The 18,482-nt window shown below is 65.1% G+C and carries 8 protein-coding genes; 1 reads left to right on the top strand and 7 read right to left on the bottom strand.

Going from position 1 to position 18,482, the window contains the following annotated elements:
• The first annotated feature begins 60 nt into the window (after positions 1-60).
• On the top strand, positions 61-1,266 hold the full coding sequence (locus O4H31_RS18000) for a glycosyltransferase family 4 protein (protein ID WP_269347974.1): 1,206 nt from the start codon (positions 61-63) through the stop codon (positions 1,264-1,266).
• Here O4H31_RS18000 and O4H31_RS17995 read toward each other — a convergent pair.
• Genes O4H31_RS17995 through O4H31_RS17965 form a run of 7 tightly spaced genes read right to left on the bottom strand, consistent with a single transcriptional unit; the run spans position 1,263 to position 18,426 of the window.
• Entirely contained in the window at positions 1,263-2,117 is an 855-nt protein-coding gene (locus tag O4H31_RS17995) for a glycosyltransferase family 2 protein (RefSeq protein WP_269347973.1), read from the bottom strand. The genes O4H31_RS18000 and O4H31_RS17995 overlap by 4 nt on opposite strands.
• Positions 2,108-4,771: a hypothetical protein gene (locus tag O4H31_RS17990; protein WP_269347972.1), complete on the bottom strand. Its 2,664-nt coding sequence runs from the start codon at positions 4,769-4,771 to the stop codon at positions 2,108-2,110. The genes O4H31_RS17995 and O4H31_RS17990 overlap by 10 nt, the downstream gene beginning before the upstream one ends.
• Positions 4,768-5,712 carry a hypothetical protein gene (locus tag O4H31_RS17985; RefSeq protein WP_269347971.1) on the bottom strand — a complete coding sequence of 315 codons (945 nt, stop codon included), beginning with the start codon at positions 5,710-5,712 and terminating at the stop codon, positions 4,768-4,770. Before O4H31_RS17985 ends, O4H31_RS17990 begins: the two co-directional genes overlap by 4 nt.
• A 4-nt stretch (positions 5,713-5,716) precedes the next feature.
• Positions 5,717-6,397, bottom strand: a complete 681-nt coding sequence (locus tag O4H31_RS17980; protein WP_269347970.1) for a 4'-phosphopantetheinyl transferase family protein — start codon at positions 6,395-6,397, stop codon at positions 5,717-5,719.
• A 1-nt stretch (position 6,398) separates the two neighbouring features.
• On the bottom strand, positions 6,399-10,982 hold the full coding sequence (locus O4H31_RS17975) for a MupA/Atu3671 family FMN-dependent luciferase-like monooxygenase (protein ID WP_269347969.1): 4,584 nt from the start codon (positions 10,980-10,982) through the stop codon (positions 6,399-6,401).
• Positions 10,982-11,992 (bottom strand): glycosyltransferase family 2 protein, encoded by a 1,011-nt coding sequence (locus O4H31_RS17970; protein ID WP_331283705.1) that lies wholly within the window; start codon positions 11,990-11,992, stop codon positions 10,982-10,984. The genes O4H31_RS17975 and O4H31_RS17970 overlap by 1 nt, the downstream gene beginning before the upstream one ends.
• Positions 11,989-18,426: a type I polyketide synthase gene (locus tag O4H31_RS17965; protein ID WP_269347968.1), complete on the bottom strand. Its 6,438-nt coding sequence runs from the start codon at positions 18,424-18,426 to the stop codon at positions 11,989-11,991. The genes O4H31_RS17970 and O4H31_RS17965 overlap by 4 nt, the downstream gene beginning before the upstream one ends.
• Between the last annotated feature and the right edge of the window lie 56 nt (positions 18,427-18,482).

Here is an 18,482-nt window from a genome sequence, read left to right as displayed (position 1 = left end):
GCCAGTGGCAAGCGGGCGGGTAACAAGGTTTATCAGCCCCAAGCCAAGGCCGCGCCCCCCGTGAAAATCGCCTATATCCTCAACACCTACCCGCAGCCCTCGCATTCCTTCATCCGCCGCGAGATCGCAGCGTTGGAGGCAGCAGGCCATGAGGTGCTGCGCTTTGCCATGCGCGGCCCCGATGTGCCGCTGGTCGATGCGCAGGACAAGGCCGAAGAGGCGCGCAGCCACTATGTTCTGGCCGCTGGCGGGGCAGCCCTTGCCCATGCCAGCCTGCGCAGTGTCCTGCGTTCGCCCCGCCGGTTCGGCAAAGCGCTGCGCGAAGTCTGGCACGCCGCACGCCGGGCCGAGACGGGGATGGCCCGCCATCTGATCTATCTGGCCGAGGCGTGCTATCTGCAGGCGCAGCTTGACGGCAGCGGCACAGAGCACCTGCACGCCCATTTCGGCACCAACGCCACAATGGTCGCGATGCTTTGCCACCTGCTTGGCGGGCCGCGCTATAGTTTCACCACCCATGGCCCTGAGGAATTCGACAGCCCCCGCGCGCTGTCACTCGGCGCAAAAATCCATCATTCGGCATTTGCCGTGGCGATCAGCCAGTTCGGGCGCAGTCAACTGTGCCGCTGGGCCGACCCAGCCGATTGGCCGCGCATCAAAGTTGTGCATTGCGGCATCGAGCCCGCTAAGTTCCCTGCCCCCGCCGCCCTACCAGATGGCCCGCGGCGCCTCGTCTCCATCGGGCGTTTTGTGGAGCAGAAAGGCCAGCTTGCCCTCATCGACGCCATGGCTCGGCTGCGCGACAGCCACCCCGAACTGCATCTGACGCTGATTGGCGACGGCCCTTTGCGACGCGCGATTGAAACGGAAATCGCCCGCCACACCCTGCAAAATCGCATCACCCTGACCGGCTGGGTCGACGAGGCCCGCGTCACCGCCGAACTCAGCGCTGCCCATGCGCTCGTCATGCCCAGTTTCGCCGAAGGTCTGCCCATGGTGGTGATGGAGGCTATGGCCGCCGCCCGCCCGGTGATCGCCACCTATATCGCAGGCACGCCGGAACTGGTGCAGCCCGGCCAGACCGGCTGGCTGGTGCCCGCAGGCGATGTGAAGGCCTTGGCCGAAGCGATGACCGCCCTGCACGACGCGCCGCTCTCGACGCTGGAAGAGATGGGAACGAACGCCCGCGCGCGGGTCTTCGCGCGCCATGATGTGTCCCGCGAGGCGGCAAAGCTCGCGGACTTTATGCAAGACGCCGCCCGCTAACGCCCCCGCACCCAGCGGTTTGCGCTGCGAAAGACCGGTGCGTGGATCGTCAGCCGCACGGCGACAAAGACCAGCGCCCCTAAAGGATCTGCTAGCGCGCGCCGCCAAAAGGGCCGCATCTGGTCATGCGCGTCATCATTGCGCATCAGGTCGGGGAAAAGCTGCTCGACCTCGGCCACGCCAATGTCTTGCCGCCGCCGCACCCGCACCAGCGGCGCAAAGCCTTCGATCATGGGCCAAGCGTAGGGGGCAGGCACCGCGATGCGTTCCTCGGGGCGGAAATTCAGCCGCGCGAAAGTGTCGTCCGAGATGATGTCCGGCCATTCCCCCCAACGCGCCCGCCCGGCACGGTTCATGGCAAAGACACCAAAGCCCGGCACGCCATGGGTCATGAAGCCGGTGGTCTGCCAAAACCGCGTGTAATGGCGCGACACCCAATCGCCTGAGGTCGTGACCTGCGGCATCCCGCTGGCATAGCGCGGCGCGTCCTCGACCAGTGCCTCGGCCAGTTGCGCTAGCAAGGGCGGCGAGATCAGCACATCGGCGTCGAGATAGACCAAGACCGCACCCCGCGCCGCAGCCTCGCCCGCATTCAACGCACCGAGTTTGCTGCCTTGAGCCAGTTCCAGCACCCGGAACGCCCAGCCTCGCGCCTCAAACGCGGGGGCCTTTTTGCGGGCCACTTCTGCGGTGTCGTCCGTGCAGCCATTGGCCACGACGATTACCTCCACCGGCCCCGCCACCGGGTCAGCGGCGCAGAGCGCGTCGAGGCAGGCGGGCAGCCAGTCGGCCTCATTATGGGCGGGGATCAATACGCTCACCCCTTGGAACGCGCCTGTTGCTATCTCCATGCGTTCAAAGCGTCCCAACGTGGGTTTTCATCCGCCAGATAGCGCAGCGCGCCCCAAGACCCCCATTTCGTCGGGGCATAGACATCCGAATAATGGGTGAACAATTGCCCGCCGACAGCCAGCCACCCTGCCATTAGATCGGTATAGAGCGCGCCCATTTGAGGTGCGTAATTGAGATGGTGAAAGAAGGCGGTCAGGCTTTCGTCATTCACCTGTGCCCCAAGGCCAACCACATGGCTGCCGCCTTCGTACATCACCAGATCGAGGTCATGCGCCCGCGCCACGGCGGCATGATAGGGCCAGACACGGCCAATAAGGTCGGCAAGCGTGTCGTTCTCAAGTCCGCTGATGCCACCGTTGCGCAGGTCTTTCGCCGCACGGGCGGTGGCCGCGTCAAAGCGATGGGTCTTGATATAATCGTCCAGAGCACTGCCGCTCAACCCTTCCGCTTCCCCCTCGGCGCGGGCCAATTCCAGGCTTTCCGACAGCCAGTCCTTGACCAATTCGGCGTTGTCTTCCAGCCCCAGCACCCCACCAAAATAGCCGGTGATCGCATAGGCATCAAAGGCGGTGGCGGGCGCGCGGTTTCCTGCTTTTTCAGCTTGGTAAAGCGGGGCTTCCAAAGCCTCACGCTCAAGCCCCAGCCAGCCGGTTTGGCTCGCGATCACATTGCGCAGTCGCGCTTCAGCCTCACCGCCGAAGATATCCGTCCAGATGCGCGCCACTTCGGCAGCGCGCAGGCCATAGAACTGCATCCCCTTCTCGGCCTCATTCCAGCGGGCCTGCGCCATCTCATCCGCCCATTGGGTCTGGGCGAATTGCCAATTCCAAACCTCGTTGGAGAATTCCACATAGGCTTTGCGGTCCTCGTTCAACGCCTCTTCGACATAGGTCGCGAACGCGGTCACATAGCCATCATCCGCCAGATGCGGCATGTTGAACCACGGGTCGATCCCCAGCTCATTGGCCAAGGCGACCATGACTTCGACCGGGACCCCGCGCAGGGCATAGGTCACATCCTCGGGGCGCGGGCGGTCCTCCCATGCGGCGATGGGGCTGTCGTTGGTGCCCATCCAATCCATGAAGCGCAGCACCTTCATCCCCGTCAGATGCTGCGTCCAATCGGGGTTGAACCGCGCGCCAGCGTCGAAATCGGCGGCGCGGTCTTCGCGCACGACGGTGATATTGCGCGGCGGATCGCTGCGGTGCATGCGCTGAATGCGAATGTCGACGCTGCCCGGCCCCGGCGCATAATCGAACCGCACTTCGTTCTTGCCATAGCGCACATTCTCGGCCCGGCCTGTCACCTCGATCACGCCCTGCCCCTCAAAGCGAAGCAGATAGCGGCCCTTAAGCGTGGTCGCCTGCGGCGGCATGTCGGTCAGGATCAGCGTGCCGATGCTGCCCAAGGCGCGGGGCATCTTCACCGGCCAGCCTTCGGCATCGAGGTAGCCACCCTCAACCAGTTGCGCATATTCCATCCCGCCAAAGCGCCCGGCCAGATGCCCAAGCCACGGGCGGGCGGTTTTCATCAGGTCGAGGAAAGGAGCCTGCACGCTCCAATCGGCGATGGCGGCAAGGCCGATGCCCATGTCACGGGTGCCTGCGACGGCGTCCTGCGGCGGTGTGATCTTGAACGGGGCATTCGCAATCGGCGTGACAGGCGCTTCGGGCTCATCTGGGGCCGGCGCCGGCTCATCAGGCGCGGACACAGGTTCATCACGGTTAGGCGTAGGCTCATCACGGGCAAACGTAGGCTCAGGCACCGTGGGCGGGCCGGTGGGCGAAATCGGGGCGGTCTGTGCATTGTTTGCGGCGGCAGGGCGCGTGGCAGGCGGCACCGGCACCACGGCGCTGCCCTGATACTCTCGCACCGCATCCCAGGCCACACGCTGAAGCTCCCGCGCGAGGTCGGGGGTGGGGGTGTCGAACGCCTTGCCCCAACGGCCATTAAAATCCGTCGGCAGGCCCAACGGGTCTTTGCCCGCCAGCGTGGCATATTGCACCATGGCGACAAAGTAGTGGCCCAGATCGTTCAGGTGGACGTCATCGGCAAAAAGCGCGTCGATCTCATTCAGCCCCGGCACACGTTCGGCGGCAATTTCATCGTAAAGCCGCGCCATCGCTTGCCCGGCGGGGATCACCTCAATCGTCGCAGTGTCAGAGCTGCGCCCATCGCTCACCGCCGCCGCGATCCCCTCCCATGCGGGCAGATCATTCTGCAACCGCTCCCGCCAAGGGATATGGGCGTGGTCGTCATAGGCCACCGCCTCCCCGCTGCCGCTTTTCAGCGAATGCCATGTCTCTTGCAGATAGACCTTCACCGTCGGATTGGCCGCCGCAGCAAGGCCAAAGAACGCCTGCGCATAAACTTCGGTATCCGACCAACGGGTGTGATTGGCCAGCGGGATCGCCTCGGTCAGGATCAAATGGGTGGTCTGCCCTTCGGGTAAGACCGTGCGGGCATCCACGCCCTCGGCCCGGTCGGATTCGTCCCAATTATAACGCAGGGGCGCGCCATTGATGATCTGCGCGCGCACCTCGCCCTGCCCCACCCCGGCGCGCAGCGCCTCTTGCAACATATCCGGCCCGTCCGCGCCAAATAGGCTGTGGCCCACCATTAAGACCGAGAACAGCCCGCCCAGACCGCTCATGCCGCGACCCCGCTGTCGGGATGGGCGCGGACCACGTCCCAGGCCACGCGCTGCATCAGCGCTGCGGCCTCTGCACTTGGTGTGTCAGCCGAGGTGCCATCCGCACGGGTCAACTGATGTGGCAGCCCCGCCGGGTCGCGGTGATAGAGCGTTGCGTAATGGGTCAGCGCCACAAGATAGGCCCCCTGATCGTTGAAGTGAATCGTATCGCGGCGGCCTTGCTCATCGCGCGAAAAGAGGTCTTGCAGGCCGATAATGCCGCCCACCCCTCCGGCCGCATCGACCGCGCGGGCAAAGGCCGCCATGGCCTGCCCGGCGGGGATCAGATGAATGGGCCGGTCCGATTTTTGCAGAGCGGGGTAGATCACCTGCTGCCGCCAGTATTGATCAAGGTCACGGTCGATCCGGTTCAGCCACCCCTTGCTATCGTCGGTGTGATGCCATGTCTCATAAAGATAGACGCGGGTGTCGGGCCGGGTCGCCTGCGCCAGATCGGCCCAGCGGGCAAGGTAGTCGGGGCTGTCGTGGTAGCGGATGGCGTCGGCAATCTCGACCATCTCGGTCAATACCACGGCGTCATAATCGCCCGAGCCGATCGCCGCCCGGGCGGGCCGGTACTGCACATGGTCATTAGAGTGCTCAAACCCGTTGACCGGCACATTCGGCTCCCAATGGTCGCGCAGCGAACTGCCCCAGCCGGTTTGACTGTGATAGCTGTGCTCCGCCCCCGCCATCTGCGCCAGCATTGCGGGCATGTCTTGGCCCACCAGCGAATGCCCCAGATGGTAGACCTGCATCGGCCCCGTCGGCGGGGTCAGCGGCGTGGCATAGAGTTGTTCCGCACGGTCCTGCACCTGCGCCCGGCGAAAGACCCAAGACCCGCCGCCGAGGCTGGCAAGAGCGGCGCCCCCCAGAAAGGCACGGCGAGAGAGTGCGACCATGAGATCAAGCTCCTTTGCGATCAATCTGCCCAATCGCCACCCCGCTGACAAGGTGGCCCGCCACTGAAACGACCCGCCCCGGCAGCTTCTCGCCGCGCTTAAAGCGTTCAGTGTCTTGGGTAAATTGCGCTTCAAAACCGGGGTTTTCGGCAGATAGGCTAACCTCAAGCCGATCAAAGCCAAAGAGCGTTTTGGTGAGCGGATATTGCGCCTTATAGGCTGCCTCCTTGGCGCAGAAGATACGTTTGGCGACGGCGAGATCAGCGCCCCCGAGCCGGGTGATTTCGGACGGAAGACAGATTTCAGCAAGCAGGTCTTCGGGCAGCGGGCTGTCTTTTTCGATGTCGACGCCCAGTGCCATCACATCAGAGCACCGCGCCAGCACGGCGATGCACCATACGTCGGAATGGCTGATCGAGCCGGTCAGGCCCTGCGGCCAAATCGGCGCGCGGTCCGGGCTGGCCGGCACCGGCGCAGGCGGGTGGCCAAGGGCCTGCATCGCCTCGCGTGCGGCGTGGCGTCCAGCGGTGAATTCGGCGACCCGCTTGGGCCGTGCACGTGCGATGACGGCGGCTTCGTCCCCCAGCAATGGCGGATGGGACCTTTCGATTTGGGTTACAGCAACGGCGACCGGCAGATCGAACAGACTGCAGACTGCGGTCTTGATCTCGGCCTCTGTCGTCACCTCAACCCCGCCCGCGGGCGCGCTCGGCACGCATGAGGCGACGTTTCGACATGGTTTCGGACCGGGCAGGCGTTTCGGCGGCTGGGGGCGCCTTGGGCGGCTCGGCTTTCTGGCCGCCCAATCCATCAATATGCGCCGCCAATCCCGCAAGGGTCGGGAAACGGAAGATATCGGTGATCGACAGCGCGCTGGCGCCCAAGGCCGCCTTGATATCGCGATGCGCCTGCACGGCCAGCAGCGAATGCCCCCCAAGAGCAAAGAAGTTATCGCCGCCGCGAATGTCCCCGATGCCCAAAAGCCCGCCCCAGACCTGCGCGATGGCGGCTTGGCTACTGCCGTCTTGCGTGGCCGTCTGCCGCGCGTCGGCAGGTGCAACACTGCGTTTGACCGGGGCGGGCAAAGCCTTGCGGTCAATTTTCTTGTTGGGCGTCAAGGGCATGGCGGGCAACGTTACGATGGCCTGCGGCACCATGATATCGGGCAGATGGGCGGCCAGTTGCCGCCGCGCTGCGTCGCTGTCGACCGTCGCATCGGCGACCACATAGCCGACCAGTTGCGCGCCACCCGGCCCCGCATCATCGCGCAGCAAGGCCACGGCCTGACGCACCCCCGGCAGATCGGCCAGCCGCGCTTCGACCTCCCCAAGCTCAATCCGGTGGCCGCGTATCTTGACCTGCGCATCGGCGCGGCCTTCGAAATGCAGCACGCCTTCGGCGTCCATGCGCACCAGATCGCCCGTGCCATAGAGACGACCGTGGCCCGCGAAGGGATCGTCGATGAAACGCGCGGCGGTCATCTCGGCCCGTTGCCAATAGCCCTGTGTCACGCCAGCGCCCCCGATCCAAAGTTCACCCGCCGCACCGATCGGCAGCACCTGCCGCGCGGCGTCAAGGACATGGATCTGCGTATTGGCAATCGGTGTGCCGATGGGGGCCGTGGTGCTGTGGGTGTCTTGCAGCACATGGGTGGTCGACCAGATCGTGGTCTCTGTCGGGCCGTACATGTTCTGGATCTGCGCCTGCGTCGCCGCACGCAAATCGCGTGACAACGTGCCCGGCAACGCCTCCCCCCCGACCATCAGCGCCTTTACCCGTGCCAATGCGCCACGTGCCTCATCGTTCATCACCATCATCTGCGCCATCGAGGGCGTGCATTGCAGATGGGTTACGCCGTGGCGCACGATCTGCGCGGCGATGGAGTGATCATCCTCTGCCGGTTGCCCGCCAGCATTGGCGCGGCGCAGCACATCGGCCAGCGGCTTCAGCCCCGCCATCACCTTGTCGGTGGGAATGCCATAGTCGATCAGGCAGGCGATCTCATCCACACCGATCCGCTTGAGTTGCTCGGCCCGCGCCAGCCCATCTGCCACAGTGCCAAACATGCCACTGTCGTTGAAATAGCGCTGAAAGGCGAACTCTAGGATCGCATCCATTTCCTCGGCTGAGAGCCCTTCGAGGTCGATCTCAAACGGGTTCGTCGTGCCGGCTGGTTTCTTGAAGGCCGGAAAGGCCCAAGCGTATTGTTTGATCAGCCCCGCCGCTGAGCGCAGGTAGTCCTTCATTGGCGCGCGGGCGATTTCCTCGGCCTCGGCGCGGGTCTCGGCGAGATAGCTGTGCAGCATGACGGTGACCCTGTGATCCGCCGGGTCATGGCCTGCACCGCGCAGAGCGTCGTGGTAGATTTTGATCTTCTCCGCCACCTCTTCCACCGATTGGCCGAGCAGGTGGGTCAGCACATTGGCCCCGATCTCTCCCGCTTCTTTCCACGTTTGTGGATTGCCCGCCGTGGTGACCCAGATCGGCAGCCTGTTCGAGACGGGGCGCGGCTGCGTTACCACCGCGTGGGGCGTGCCATCGGCACGGGGGAATTCCACCGGCTCCCCGGCCCAGAGTTTGCGCAACTGGTCGATGGCGTCATACATCGCGGGCTTGTTTTGCGGCGGCGTGTTCTCCGGGCGCAGCACGAAGTCATCGGGCTGCCATCCGCTGGCGATGGCCAGTCCCACGCGCCCGTTTGTCAGGTTGTCGATCACCGCCCATTCCTCGGCGATCCGCGCGGGGTGATGCAGCGGGGCCACGCAAGACCCGGCCCGCACGTCAAGGTTCTGCGTCACCGCAGCCACGGCAGCACCTGTGACAGAGGGGTTCGGATAGGGGCCGCCGAAGGCATGGAAATGCCGCTCTGGCGTCCAGACCGCGTTGAAGCCATTGGCATCGGCGAACCGCGCGCCTTCCAACAGCAGCTCGTATTTCTTAGGGCCGACACCGTCGTCATTGCCCCAGTAGAACAGGTTAAAGTCGATCTTGCGGTCGGTGGTGGCAATCGGCCCGTTCGACATCAGCGCCCGGCTATCCTCGCCGGCCAGCACCAGTTTGAACCCCCGCGCGAGGGTCCAGAACAGTTCCAGCACCGAGATATCGAAACTGAGGCTGGTGACAGCGAGCCAGACAGCGCCCGCCTCATGATCGATCCGGTCGTCCATCCCGGCAAAGAAATTCGCCACATTGCCGTGGCTGACCATCACGCCCTTGGGGGTCCCGGTCGAGCCGGAGGTATAGATCAGATAGGCAAGGTCATCCGGCCCGACGCTGGCGGCAGGGTTCACGTTCGAAGCCGTGGCAAGGCGCGGGTCGCGGTCCAGTTCCAACACCTGCGCGTCTTGCGCGGGCAGGCTGGCGGAAAGGGCCGATTGCGTGACCACGACCGCAGCGCCACTGTCTGAAAGGTAATGTGCCAGACGGTCCGCCGGATAGGCCGGATCAAGCGGGACATAGGCGGCGCCAGCTTTCAGGATGCCAAGCGTGCCCACCAGCAGGTCCACCCCCCGTGCAACGCAAAGCGCCACCGGCATCCCCGGCCCGGCCCCGATGTCACCCAGCACATGCGCCAATTGATTGGCGCGGGCGTTCAGCGAGGCATAGCTAAGCGTCTCTCCCTCGAACACCAGCGCGGGGGCCTTGGGTGTGCGCGCCACCTGCGCCTCAAAAGCGGCATGGATAGTGAGGGGATCATATTCGCGCGTCGTCGCGTTGACGCAGGCCAGGAGCTGCGTCTCGGTCTCTGGAACCGCCCAGACGGTGCCGCAATCCGTAGCCTCGGAAACCCTGGCGAAAGCCGCCTCTAACCGCGCGGCGAGGAAGTCGATCGCGGCATCGGTCAGTCGCGTGCTGTCGGCAAAGAGCCGCGCGCGCCCCGCCCCGAGGCTGAGGGTCAACGCCGCGCCCGCGAGCGGTTCACTGTCAAAGGAGATCGCAAAATCCGGGGTGCCAAGCGTTCCAATCGCCGGGTCGCGCAGCGGCAGATCACGCGCGAAACCTGCCGCGCCTTTAGCGCGGGCAAGTTGTGGTTCCACCTGTGCCAGCAGTTCCGCCACGGGCAAGCCCGCCTCTGCCGTGATGGTAATCGGCAGCCAATCGCCGATCAGCGGCGCGGGTTCCCCTTCGCGGCTGAGGGCGATGCCGCCTTCTGTTGCCCCGGCGCTGCGCAGCGCGACGAGGGCTGCGGCTGCGGCCTGCTGCGACAGGTCACTCCCCTGCGGCAGCGCGATCTCTCGCTCTGCCCATGTCGCTGCCGTTTCAGCTGCGGTGGCCAAGGGGACCGGCAGCGCGTCAAACCCGGTCAAAGCGCGCCGCCAATATGCCTCCTCAGCCGAGGCCGGAGCCCTGCCCGCCGTGTGGGGCACTTTATCAGCGGGGGCGAAGAACTGGGCCGGAGCAATACTTTCACCCGCCATATCGCGCAGATCATAGAGGGCGATATGGGCATCGCGCGCCGCCACGACCACCCGCGCGCTGTCGACATCGACAACCTCGCCGGGGGTGCCGCCTTGGCCCGCCAGCACCTCCGCGCGGGAAACGGCCAGCACCGCGCCTGCCGCGCTTACGAGTTTTGCCGTGGTCAAGGGGTTCCAATAGGCCCCGAAATCCAAGCCACGGACCAGCGCGCTGATCTCTCTTGCGGTCTTGGTAAAGTCGATCAGCCCGCCGTTCTCTGGCCGTTTGTCCTTCGCGAAATAGCTGCGCTGGCTGAGGTCTTGGGCGGTGCCTTGCAGCTTGCCGCTTTCCAACTGGGCCAGCACTGCGCCAAAGCTTTCCATCCCGGCGGCGTAGCATTTGGAGTTGAGACTAAAGGCCGTTTCATCGGGCGCGATCTCTATCTCACGCTGCGCCAACAGGTCGCCGGTATCAACGCCCGCTTCGATCAGATGCCAACTGACCCCATGCCGCACCTCGCCGTTGATGATTGCCCAAGCAGGTGTGTTCAGCCCAGCATAGCGCGGCAGGGGCCCATCGTGGAAATTGACCGCGCCACGTGTGGGCAGGGCCAAAACCGTCTGAGGGATCAACCGCAGGTTGGCGATGCTCAAAAGCCAGTCGGTGGCCAGACCCATGGGCAGCAGATCTTCCGCATCGCGGCAGAGGACCAGCCCCTGCCCTTCGGCCCATGCGTGCACCGCGTCATCTCGGGTGATTACGGCGGCGATCCGATGGCCGCCCGCCAGCAGCATGTCGCCGCAGGCAATGGTTAGAGATTCGTCGCCCATCAAGAGCGCGGAAAACGGTTCTGTCTTGAAACTGGCAGTCATCAACGGTCCTCCGTGGCGGGGCTACGGCTTGGGTCTTGGACGGCGGGGGCCGCGCGCCTCGCGGTGAGCGCATGGGCCGCGAGGTCACGGTAAAAACCGGGGGCGTCTTCTGGCTGGCGTCCGGTCAGCAGGCAGCGCAGGCGGTGCAATCCGCCCCCGGCAAGCCGTGCACAGGTGGCCAAAGCGGCATAGGCGCGATCATGGTTCTTGGCGAAATAGCGGTGGCGACTGTCGAACCAATAGCGCGGCATCCGCCGCCATTCCTTCATCCCGGTCGAGACTGAGCCAACGTGAACGCAGCGCGCCTGAGGCACATACCAGCAGTCCCACCCAGCCCGCGCGGCACGCAGGCAAAGGTCAGTTTCCTCATAATAAAGGAAATACGCTTCGTCGAAGAGACCGATCTCGGCCAGCATATCCCACCGCATCATGACACTGGCACCTGCCACCCAATCGACCTCTGCGGCCTCTTCCGGCAGGGGGGGGGCCACCACGGCAGACGACAGCAGCCGCGTCAGGGGGCCCAACCGCGCGGCAGCTTCCAACTCACCCGCGGCAGAGGGGAAACGAAAGGCTGTGGCATGGGGCAGATCATCCTCGCCGCGCACATGACTTCCGGCCAACCCGGCGCGGGGGTGGTTCTGCAGGTGGTCCAACAGCGTCCCGATACAGCCCCGATCAAGGAAGGCATCCGAGTTCACCACATGCACGAAATCCGGCGCTGCCCCGTCGGACATCCCCGCCCGCATAGCAAGGTTGTTGCCCGCCCCGAAGCCACCGTTGCGGGGCGATGTGATCAGCCGCACCCGATTGCCCGCACCCCAGCCCCGCGCGGCAATCTCCTGTGCCAAGAGCGCGGCAGAACCGTCGCCGCTATCGTTGTCAACGATCACCAGTTCGGCATGGGTCTGGGGCATATCGGCCAAAGCGGCCTCAGCCGCGCGCAGGGTCATCTCTGCGGTGCGGTAGTTGAGAATAATGACCAAAAGACGGGGCGGTTGTTGCATCATTCCGCCGCCGTGGCTTGGGTGCGGTCGTGGCCTGCGCCTTCGGGCAGGGCCGCCGCGATCACTTCGGCCAGTTCCTGCGCGAGCACGGTCACATTAGGCGCCAGAACCATGCTCACATGGTCGCCCGGCACTTCGATCACCTGCAAGCGCGGCGCATATTGCCGCCACTGGTTGTCCTCATAGACATATTCTTTTTCCGCGGTGACATATTGCCCGGCAGATACAGCCCAATGCCGATCCAGCGGTGGCCGGAACAGGGTCATCGGCCCGTCCCACTGGGGCGTTTCATAGCGCTCCATCGCGCGCAGGAATGCCGCCTGAATGCGCAGACTGTTAAAGGAAGCACCCCCCTCACCATCGCCGACCGCCTCCTGAGGCCCCCGGCGGCGCGCGCGCTCCCACGCCCAGCGGTTGCGCGCCCATTCAAGCAGATAGGCCGGACCCTTCCGCCGCAGCTCTGCCAATTTGATATGCGCCTTGTCGATCTTGCTGAGCGTCGGGCGGACGGGCAGCGGCGTGTCGAGCATCGCTAGAACGGCCACCTCTTGCCCTGCCGCCTGCAACTGCTGCGCCATCTCATAGGCTGTGATCCCGCCGCCGGAGTATCCGGCCAACAGATAGGGCCCATGGGGCTGCAGCGCACGGATCTCGGCGATGTAGTCTGCCGCGGCGGCCTGCACCTCTTCGTGGGGGGCGGCGTCACCGATCAACCCACGGGCCTGCACACCATAGACCGCGCGTTCGCCGCTAAAGGGCAAGGCAAGGTGGCGCAGGTTCAACACATTGCCGAACATCCCCGCCACCACGAAAAGCGGCGTTGCATCCTGCGGCGATTGATTGAGCGGTACGAGATGGTCAAAGCGCTGTTGCGAGGCCGCCGCTGCCGTATCAGCCACCTCCGTCTGCGCCAAATCTCCGCGCTCCGCCGCGATGAGCGCTGCGCATTTGGCGATCGTAGGAGCCTCGAACAGAACGGAGATCGGGAATTCCACCTTGAACTCGCGCTTGACCGCCGCAAACAGTCGGACAGCGATCAGGGAATGCCCGCCGAGGTCAAAGAAACTATCCTCAACCCCCACCGGGCTAACGCCCAAGAGGTTCGACCAAATCTCGGCCAGTTTTTCTTCGATCCCGTTGCGTGGGGCGACGAAAGAACCGTCAAGATCGGGCCGCTCAAAGCTTTGGCCTTGGGCGGAGGCATCGGTCAGCGGCGCGTCGGCTTGGGCGATCAACGTCTGCAAGGGCAGTGAGGACACCATGACCTGTGGCGCATCCAGCGCCAGCGCACGGCGCAGGGCCTCTGGCCCTTCCTGCGCGCGGATACCTTGGCGCACCAGACGGGCCAAACGCTCTTCGGCGGGGCTGAGACTGTCGGCGCTTTGGGCATCCTCAAAGACCACTTCGCGGGCGTCGGGCGGCGGCACCTCGGCAAAGGCCCCTTCGAGCCGTTTCATCGCGAAATCGCGGACATCGACAAGGACCGCTCCCTGCGCATCGGTGATCGTCACATTGAACCGGGCCAAGCCCTCCGCCGCCGATCCTTCGGCGAGCCGGACGTGCGAGCGGACTTCGGCAGGCAGCGGCGCGTGAAACGTGATCTCACCATAAGACAGCGGCACCCAGAGGTGGCGCGCGGCATAGCCGGGGATCAGCGCCATGGCCCAACCGGTGGCGATGTCCATCAACCCCGGGTGCAGCACATAGCCATCGGCCAGATCACCCTGCGCGGCCTCGGGCAGCCGTAGCGCAGCGAGCCCCTCTCCCTGTCCCAGAGCGGTGCGTTGCAGCACATGCCAGCGCGGGCCGAATTTCAGGTGCGCCTCTTGAACGGCGGGCAGACGGCCCGCGGGCGCGGCTTCGGCCACGTCCTTGCAACGGGCCGCGAGGGCAGCAAGATCGAGAGGGGTGGCTGTGCGCCCCGTGGGGGTCAATCGCGCTTGAACATGCAACTGCCACGCGGGCCTGCCATTGACCACACAGGCGCTGCGCAGCTCGGCGGCGAAACCTGCGCCCTCGGGGGTCAGGGTGATCTTGATCTTGCGCCGCGCCCCATCGGCCAGCGGCAGGGGACGCAAGAAATAAAGGTCTTGCAGCGTGAACCCCTGCAGCCCTTGAGCCTGCGCGGCTTCGGCCAAAAGCTCAATATAGCCTGTCCCCGGCATGATGGCGCGGCCATCCAAGGTGCGGTGCTGGTCGAGCAGCCAATGTGAGGTGGCGATCTCGGTGGTGAATTCCGGTACGCCGCTGTCGCCTGACCCTGCGGTTTCAAGCAGCGCCGCATTGATCGCGCGGGCGGGCAGCGCCACCGCACCGCCCCCCGCAAGCGTGTCAGCGGCCATGCCCACATCGGCCCAAACGCCCCAGTTCACCGCGACCACGCGGGTCTTCGCGCCGCGCCGCGATTGCGCAAAGGCATTGAGCCAGGCGTTCGCCGCCACATAGTCCACCTGCCCCGCCGCGCGACTGGCGGTAGAGGTCGAGGAAAAGAGCACCATCAGGTCCAGCGCGCCATCGGGCAGCAGTTGGTCCAAAACCCGCAGCCCCTGCACCTTGGGGGCCAGCACCGCGTCGATGCCCGCGTCGGATTTAGCCAAGAGCGGCGCATCGTCCAGCACCCCGGCGGCATGGATCACCCCCGTCAGCCCCCCGTGGCGGGCGGTCAGATCGTCGATCACCCGGCGCATCTGCGCAAGGTTGGTGACATCCGCGCGGGCCACTTCGACCGCCCCGCCCGACTGCGCCGCCTGCGCCTCAAGTCGCAGAACGGCACGCAGGCGGCGGGCCGTGGCATCGGCGGGGCCGTGACTGGCAAGGTAGCTGTCCCATTCGTGGCGCATCGGAAGCGCGGCGCGGCTCAGCAGGATGACACGGGTGCCCGGCGTCTCAAGAATGTCAGCGGCAAGGGTCAGGCCGATGCCCCCGAAACCGCCGGTGATGAGGTAATGTCCCTCCGGCTTCCACCCCGGCAAATCGCTTGGCGGCAGGCTGACTGCGCGGTAGCCCAGTTCATAGCGGCGGCCAGCACGATGGGCGACCTGAAGGTTGGCCGGGTTGGCCAAAAGCTCTTCGATCAGGTCACCGGGATCAATCACCGGCGCGGGGTCAGCTGGCTTCGCGAACCATCTTGCCGGTGCCGCGGGTGCTGCGACGGGCAGGTCGATCTGGCTCGCCGTCAGCCCCGGCACCTCTCGTGCCATGACGCCCACGGGGCCAGAGATCAGCGCCTTTTCGGGATAGTCCAACCCCTCTTCCTCGATCTGCGCCCCACCGGTGGTGAAGACGTTAAGGTGCAGCGGCGCGTCAATCTCGGCCTCGGCCAAGGACTGCGCAAGCCACGTCAGGCTCCAGAACCCCTGTTCGATATTGCGGTCAAATCTGCTGGAACCGGGGCGCGGGGCGACCTGATCATCGGTCAGCCAGAAATGCGCGATCCGGTCGGGCATTTGCCCTTCGGCCTGAAGCGCCGCGATCAGCTGGTCATAGCCCGACCGTCCCTGTTCGGGGGCCAGCGTGAAATGATCCGTGTTGACGCGGGCAAAGGCATCCCCCGCCGTGACCTGCACCACGCGATGCCCTTTGGCCCGCAACTGCGCGGCGGCCTCGGCCCCCAGCCCCGCCGTATCAGCGAAGACAAGCCAGTTCACCGGGCCGGAGAGCGCCATATCCCCTTCGACGTAGCGCGGTTGCCAATGCGGCAGCGCACCCCAATCGCTGATGTCATCCAGCCGTTGCAGCGGCTGCTCTGCCGGGCGGGTCGCGGCCTCTCCCGGTTCGATGAAATAACGTGCACGTTGGAATTGATAGGTCGGCAGCACCACGCGGTTGCGCCGTGCCTCGCCCCAAATCTGCGCCCAGTCAGCTTCGACCCCCGAGGCCCAAAGCCGCCCGATCACGCTGAGGAAATAGGCATCATCCGCGATCTCCTGCTCGGGGTGGCGCAGCGAAGACATCACCTGCCCCGGCGCCACATCCGCGTTCATCTGCGCCAAGGCGGAAAGCGCCTTGCCCGGTCCGACCTCAAGGAAGACCCGCCGCGCGTCGGCGCTCAACGTGCTGATACAATCGGCGAAATTCACCGTGTTGCGCAGCTGTTCGACCCAATAGTCGCGGTCTGTCGCCATCTGCGCCGTGATCATTTCGCCTGTACGGTTCGACAGGAAAGGCATTTGCGGCGCGCGCAGGTCAAGCGTGGCAAGGAAAGCGCGGTATCGGTCAAGGATCGGGTCCAGCATCCGCGAGTGGGCGGCGATGTCGATGGCGATGCGCTGGTGGTCGAGACCGGCTGCATCCAACCGTGCTTGCAGCGCCTTTAGCGCGTCGTCCGGGCCGGAGACCGCGATCAGTTCCGGGCCGTTGACGCTTGCGATATCAAGCCCTTCTCCCAGAAGCGGCGTGATCTGATCCAGCGGGGCGGAGATGCTGATCATCCCGCCTGCGGGCACCTCATCAAAGAGCCGTCCGCGCAGCAGGACAAGGTCGATGCAGTCCTCAAAGCGCATCACCCCGGCAAGACAGGCGGCGACATTTTCGCCCATGGAATGCCCCACCATCGCCGCGGGTTTCACCCCCCAAGAGAGCCAAAGCTGCGCCAATGCGTATTCGACGATCATGATCAGCGGCAATTGCACCGAAGGCCGCTTTAGCTTGGCTTCTGCCGCCGCGCGGTCTTTGGGTTCCGGCAGCCAGATCGCGCGGATGTCGTAATCCAACTGCGGCGCGAGATGGTCGAGCCCCCGGTCAATCCATTCGGCGAAGACCGGCTCGGTTTCATAAAGGTCGCGTGCCATATCGGCATATTGCGCGCCGCCGCCGGGGAACATGAAAACGACCTCAGCCTCGGGGCCGAGGTGGTCATGGGTAAAGACACGGCGGCTGTCGCCGCCTTCCAAAAGGGTCGCGGCCTCTTCATGGGTTTCGGCGACCAAGACGCGACGTTTGTCGAAACCCCGGCGGCCCTCTTTCAGGGTGAAGGACACATCGGCCAAGGGCTGTTCGGGATGCGCGCGCAGATGCGCCGCGAGGGCGGCGCTGTTGGCGTCCAACGCCGCTTTGTTCCGGCCCGAGAGGCAGAGCACATGGAAAGGGAAATCGCTTTCTTCCGACGCCGCGCGGGCGGGCGCCTCTTCCAAGATCATATGCGCATTGGTCCCGCCAACGCCAAGCGCATTGACCGCGGCACGCCGGGGCGTGGCTTGGTCGGGCCAGTCATAGAGCTGGTCGTTCACGCGGAAGGGCGAGCCTTCGAAGGGGATCGCCGGGTTCGGCGCTTCATAGCCCAGCGAGGGGGGGATTTGCTGGTGGTGCAACGCCAGGGCCGCCTTGGCCAGCCCCGCCACGCCCGCCGCAGTGTCAAGATGGCCGATGTTGGTCTTGACCGACCCGATGCGGCAGAAATCTTCGGCCTGCGTCTCGGCCCGGTAGGCTTGGGTCAGGGCGGCGACCTCAATCGGATCGCCCAGATAGGTGCCGGTGCCGTGGCATTCGACCATGCCGATGCTCTGCGCCGCCACGCCTGCATTGTCGAGCGCGCGGGCAATGGCCGCCGTCTGCCCATCAACGGAAGGGGCCAGATAGCCCGCCTTGGCCGCGCCGTCGTTGTTGACCGCCGAGCCTTTGATGACCGCCCAAATAGGATCGCCATCCGCAATGGCATCTTCCAACCGCCGCAGCGCCACCGCCCCTGCGCCAGAGCCAAAGACGGTGCCCTGCGCACGGTGGTCGAATGCGTGGCATTCACCATCGGGGGAGAGGATTTCGTTCTCTTTGAACTCATAGCCCCTGCCCTGCGGTAGTTCGATCGTCACCCCACCCGCCAGCGCCATGTCGATTTCACCCGCCCGCAGCGCCTGCGCGGCATAGTGGATCGCCACCAGCGAGGTCGAACAGGCAGTCTGCAGGTTGATCGACGGGCCTTTGAGGTCAAGCACATGGCTGACCCGGGTCGAGAGGAAATCTTTGTCATTGCCGGTATGCCGAAGCAGGAACATGCCGACATCATCGACCAGATCGGGGTTCGAGCAGATGTTGAAATAGAAATAGCTGCCCATGCCACAGCCCGCATAGACGCCGACGGGGCCAGAGAGGCTTTCGGGCATATGCCCCGCCTGCTCCATCGCCTCCCAAGCGACCTCAAGAAATTTGCGGTGCTGCGGGTCGAGGATGGCGGCGTCTTTTGGGGAAAAGCCGAAGAACTCGGCGTCGAACATGTCGTAACCGGGCATCTCGGCGGTGACGGGCACGTAGTTTGGCCGGGCCATACGTTCGGCGCTCTCTACGGCGGCGCGCAGCTCGGCCGCGTCGCGCCGCTTGAGGGCGCTCACGCCATCGCGGAGGTTCGCCCAATAGGCGTCGACACCTTCGGCCCCCGGCACGTTCACCGACATGCCGACAATCGCGATATCATCGCGTGCAAGAGTTTTGTCTGTGCTATTCATTGCGACACATGTCCCATCGCCCGTTCGACTACAGTGATGAGCCTTCAAGGTTCAAT

Source organism: Sulfitobacter dubius, assembly GCF_027214245.1.
Taxonomy (GTDB): Bacteria; Pseudomonadota; Alphaproteobacteria; order Rhodobacterales; family Rhodobacteraceae; genus Sulfitobacter; species Sulfitobacter dubius_A.
The sequence above is the reverse complement of the archived record's forward strand: the minus strand, read 5'-3'. Positions and strand labels throughout refer to the sequence as shown.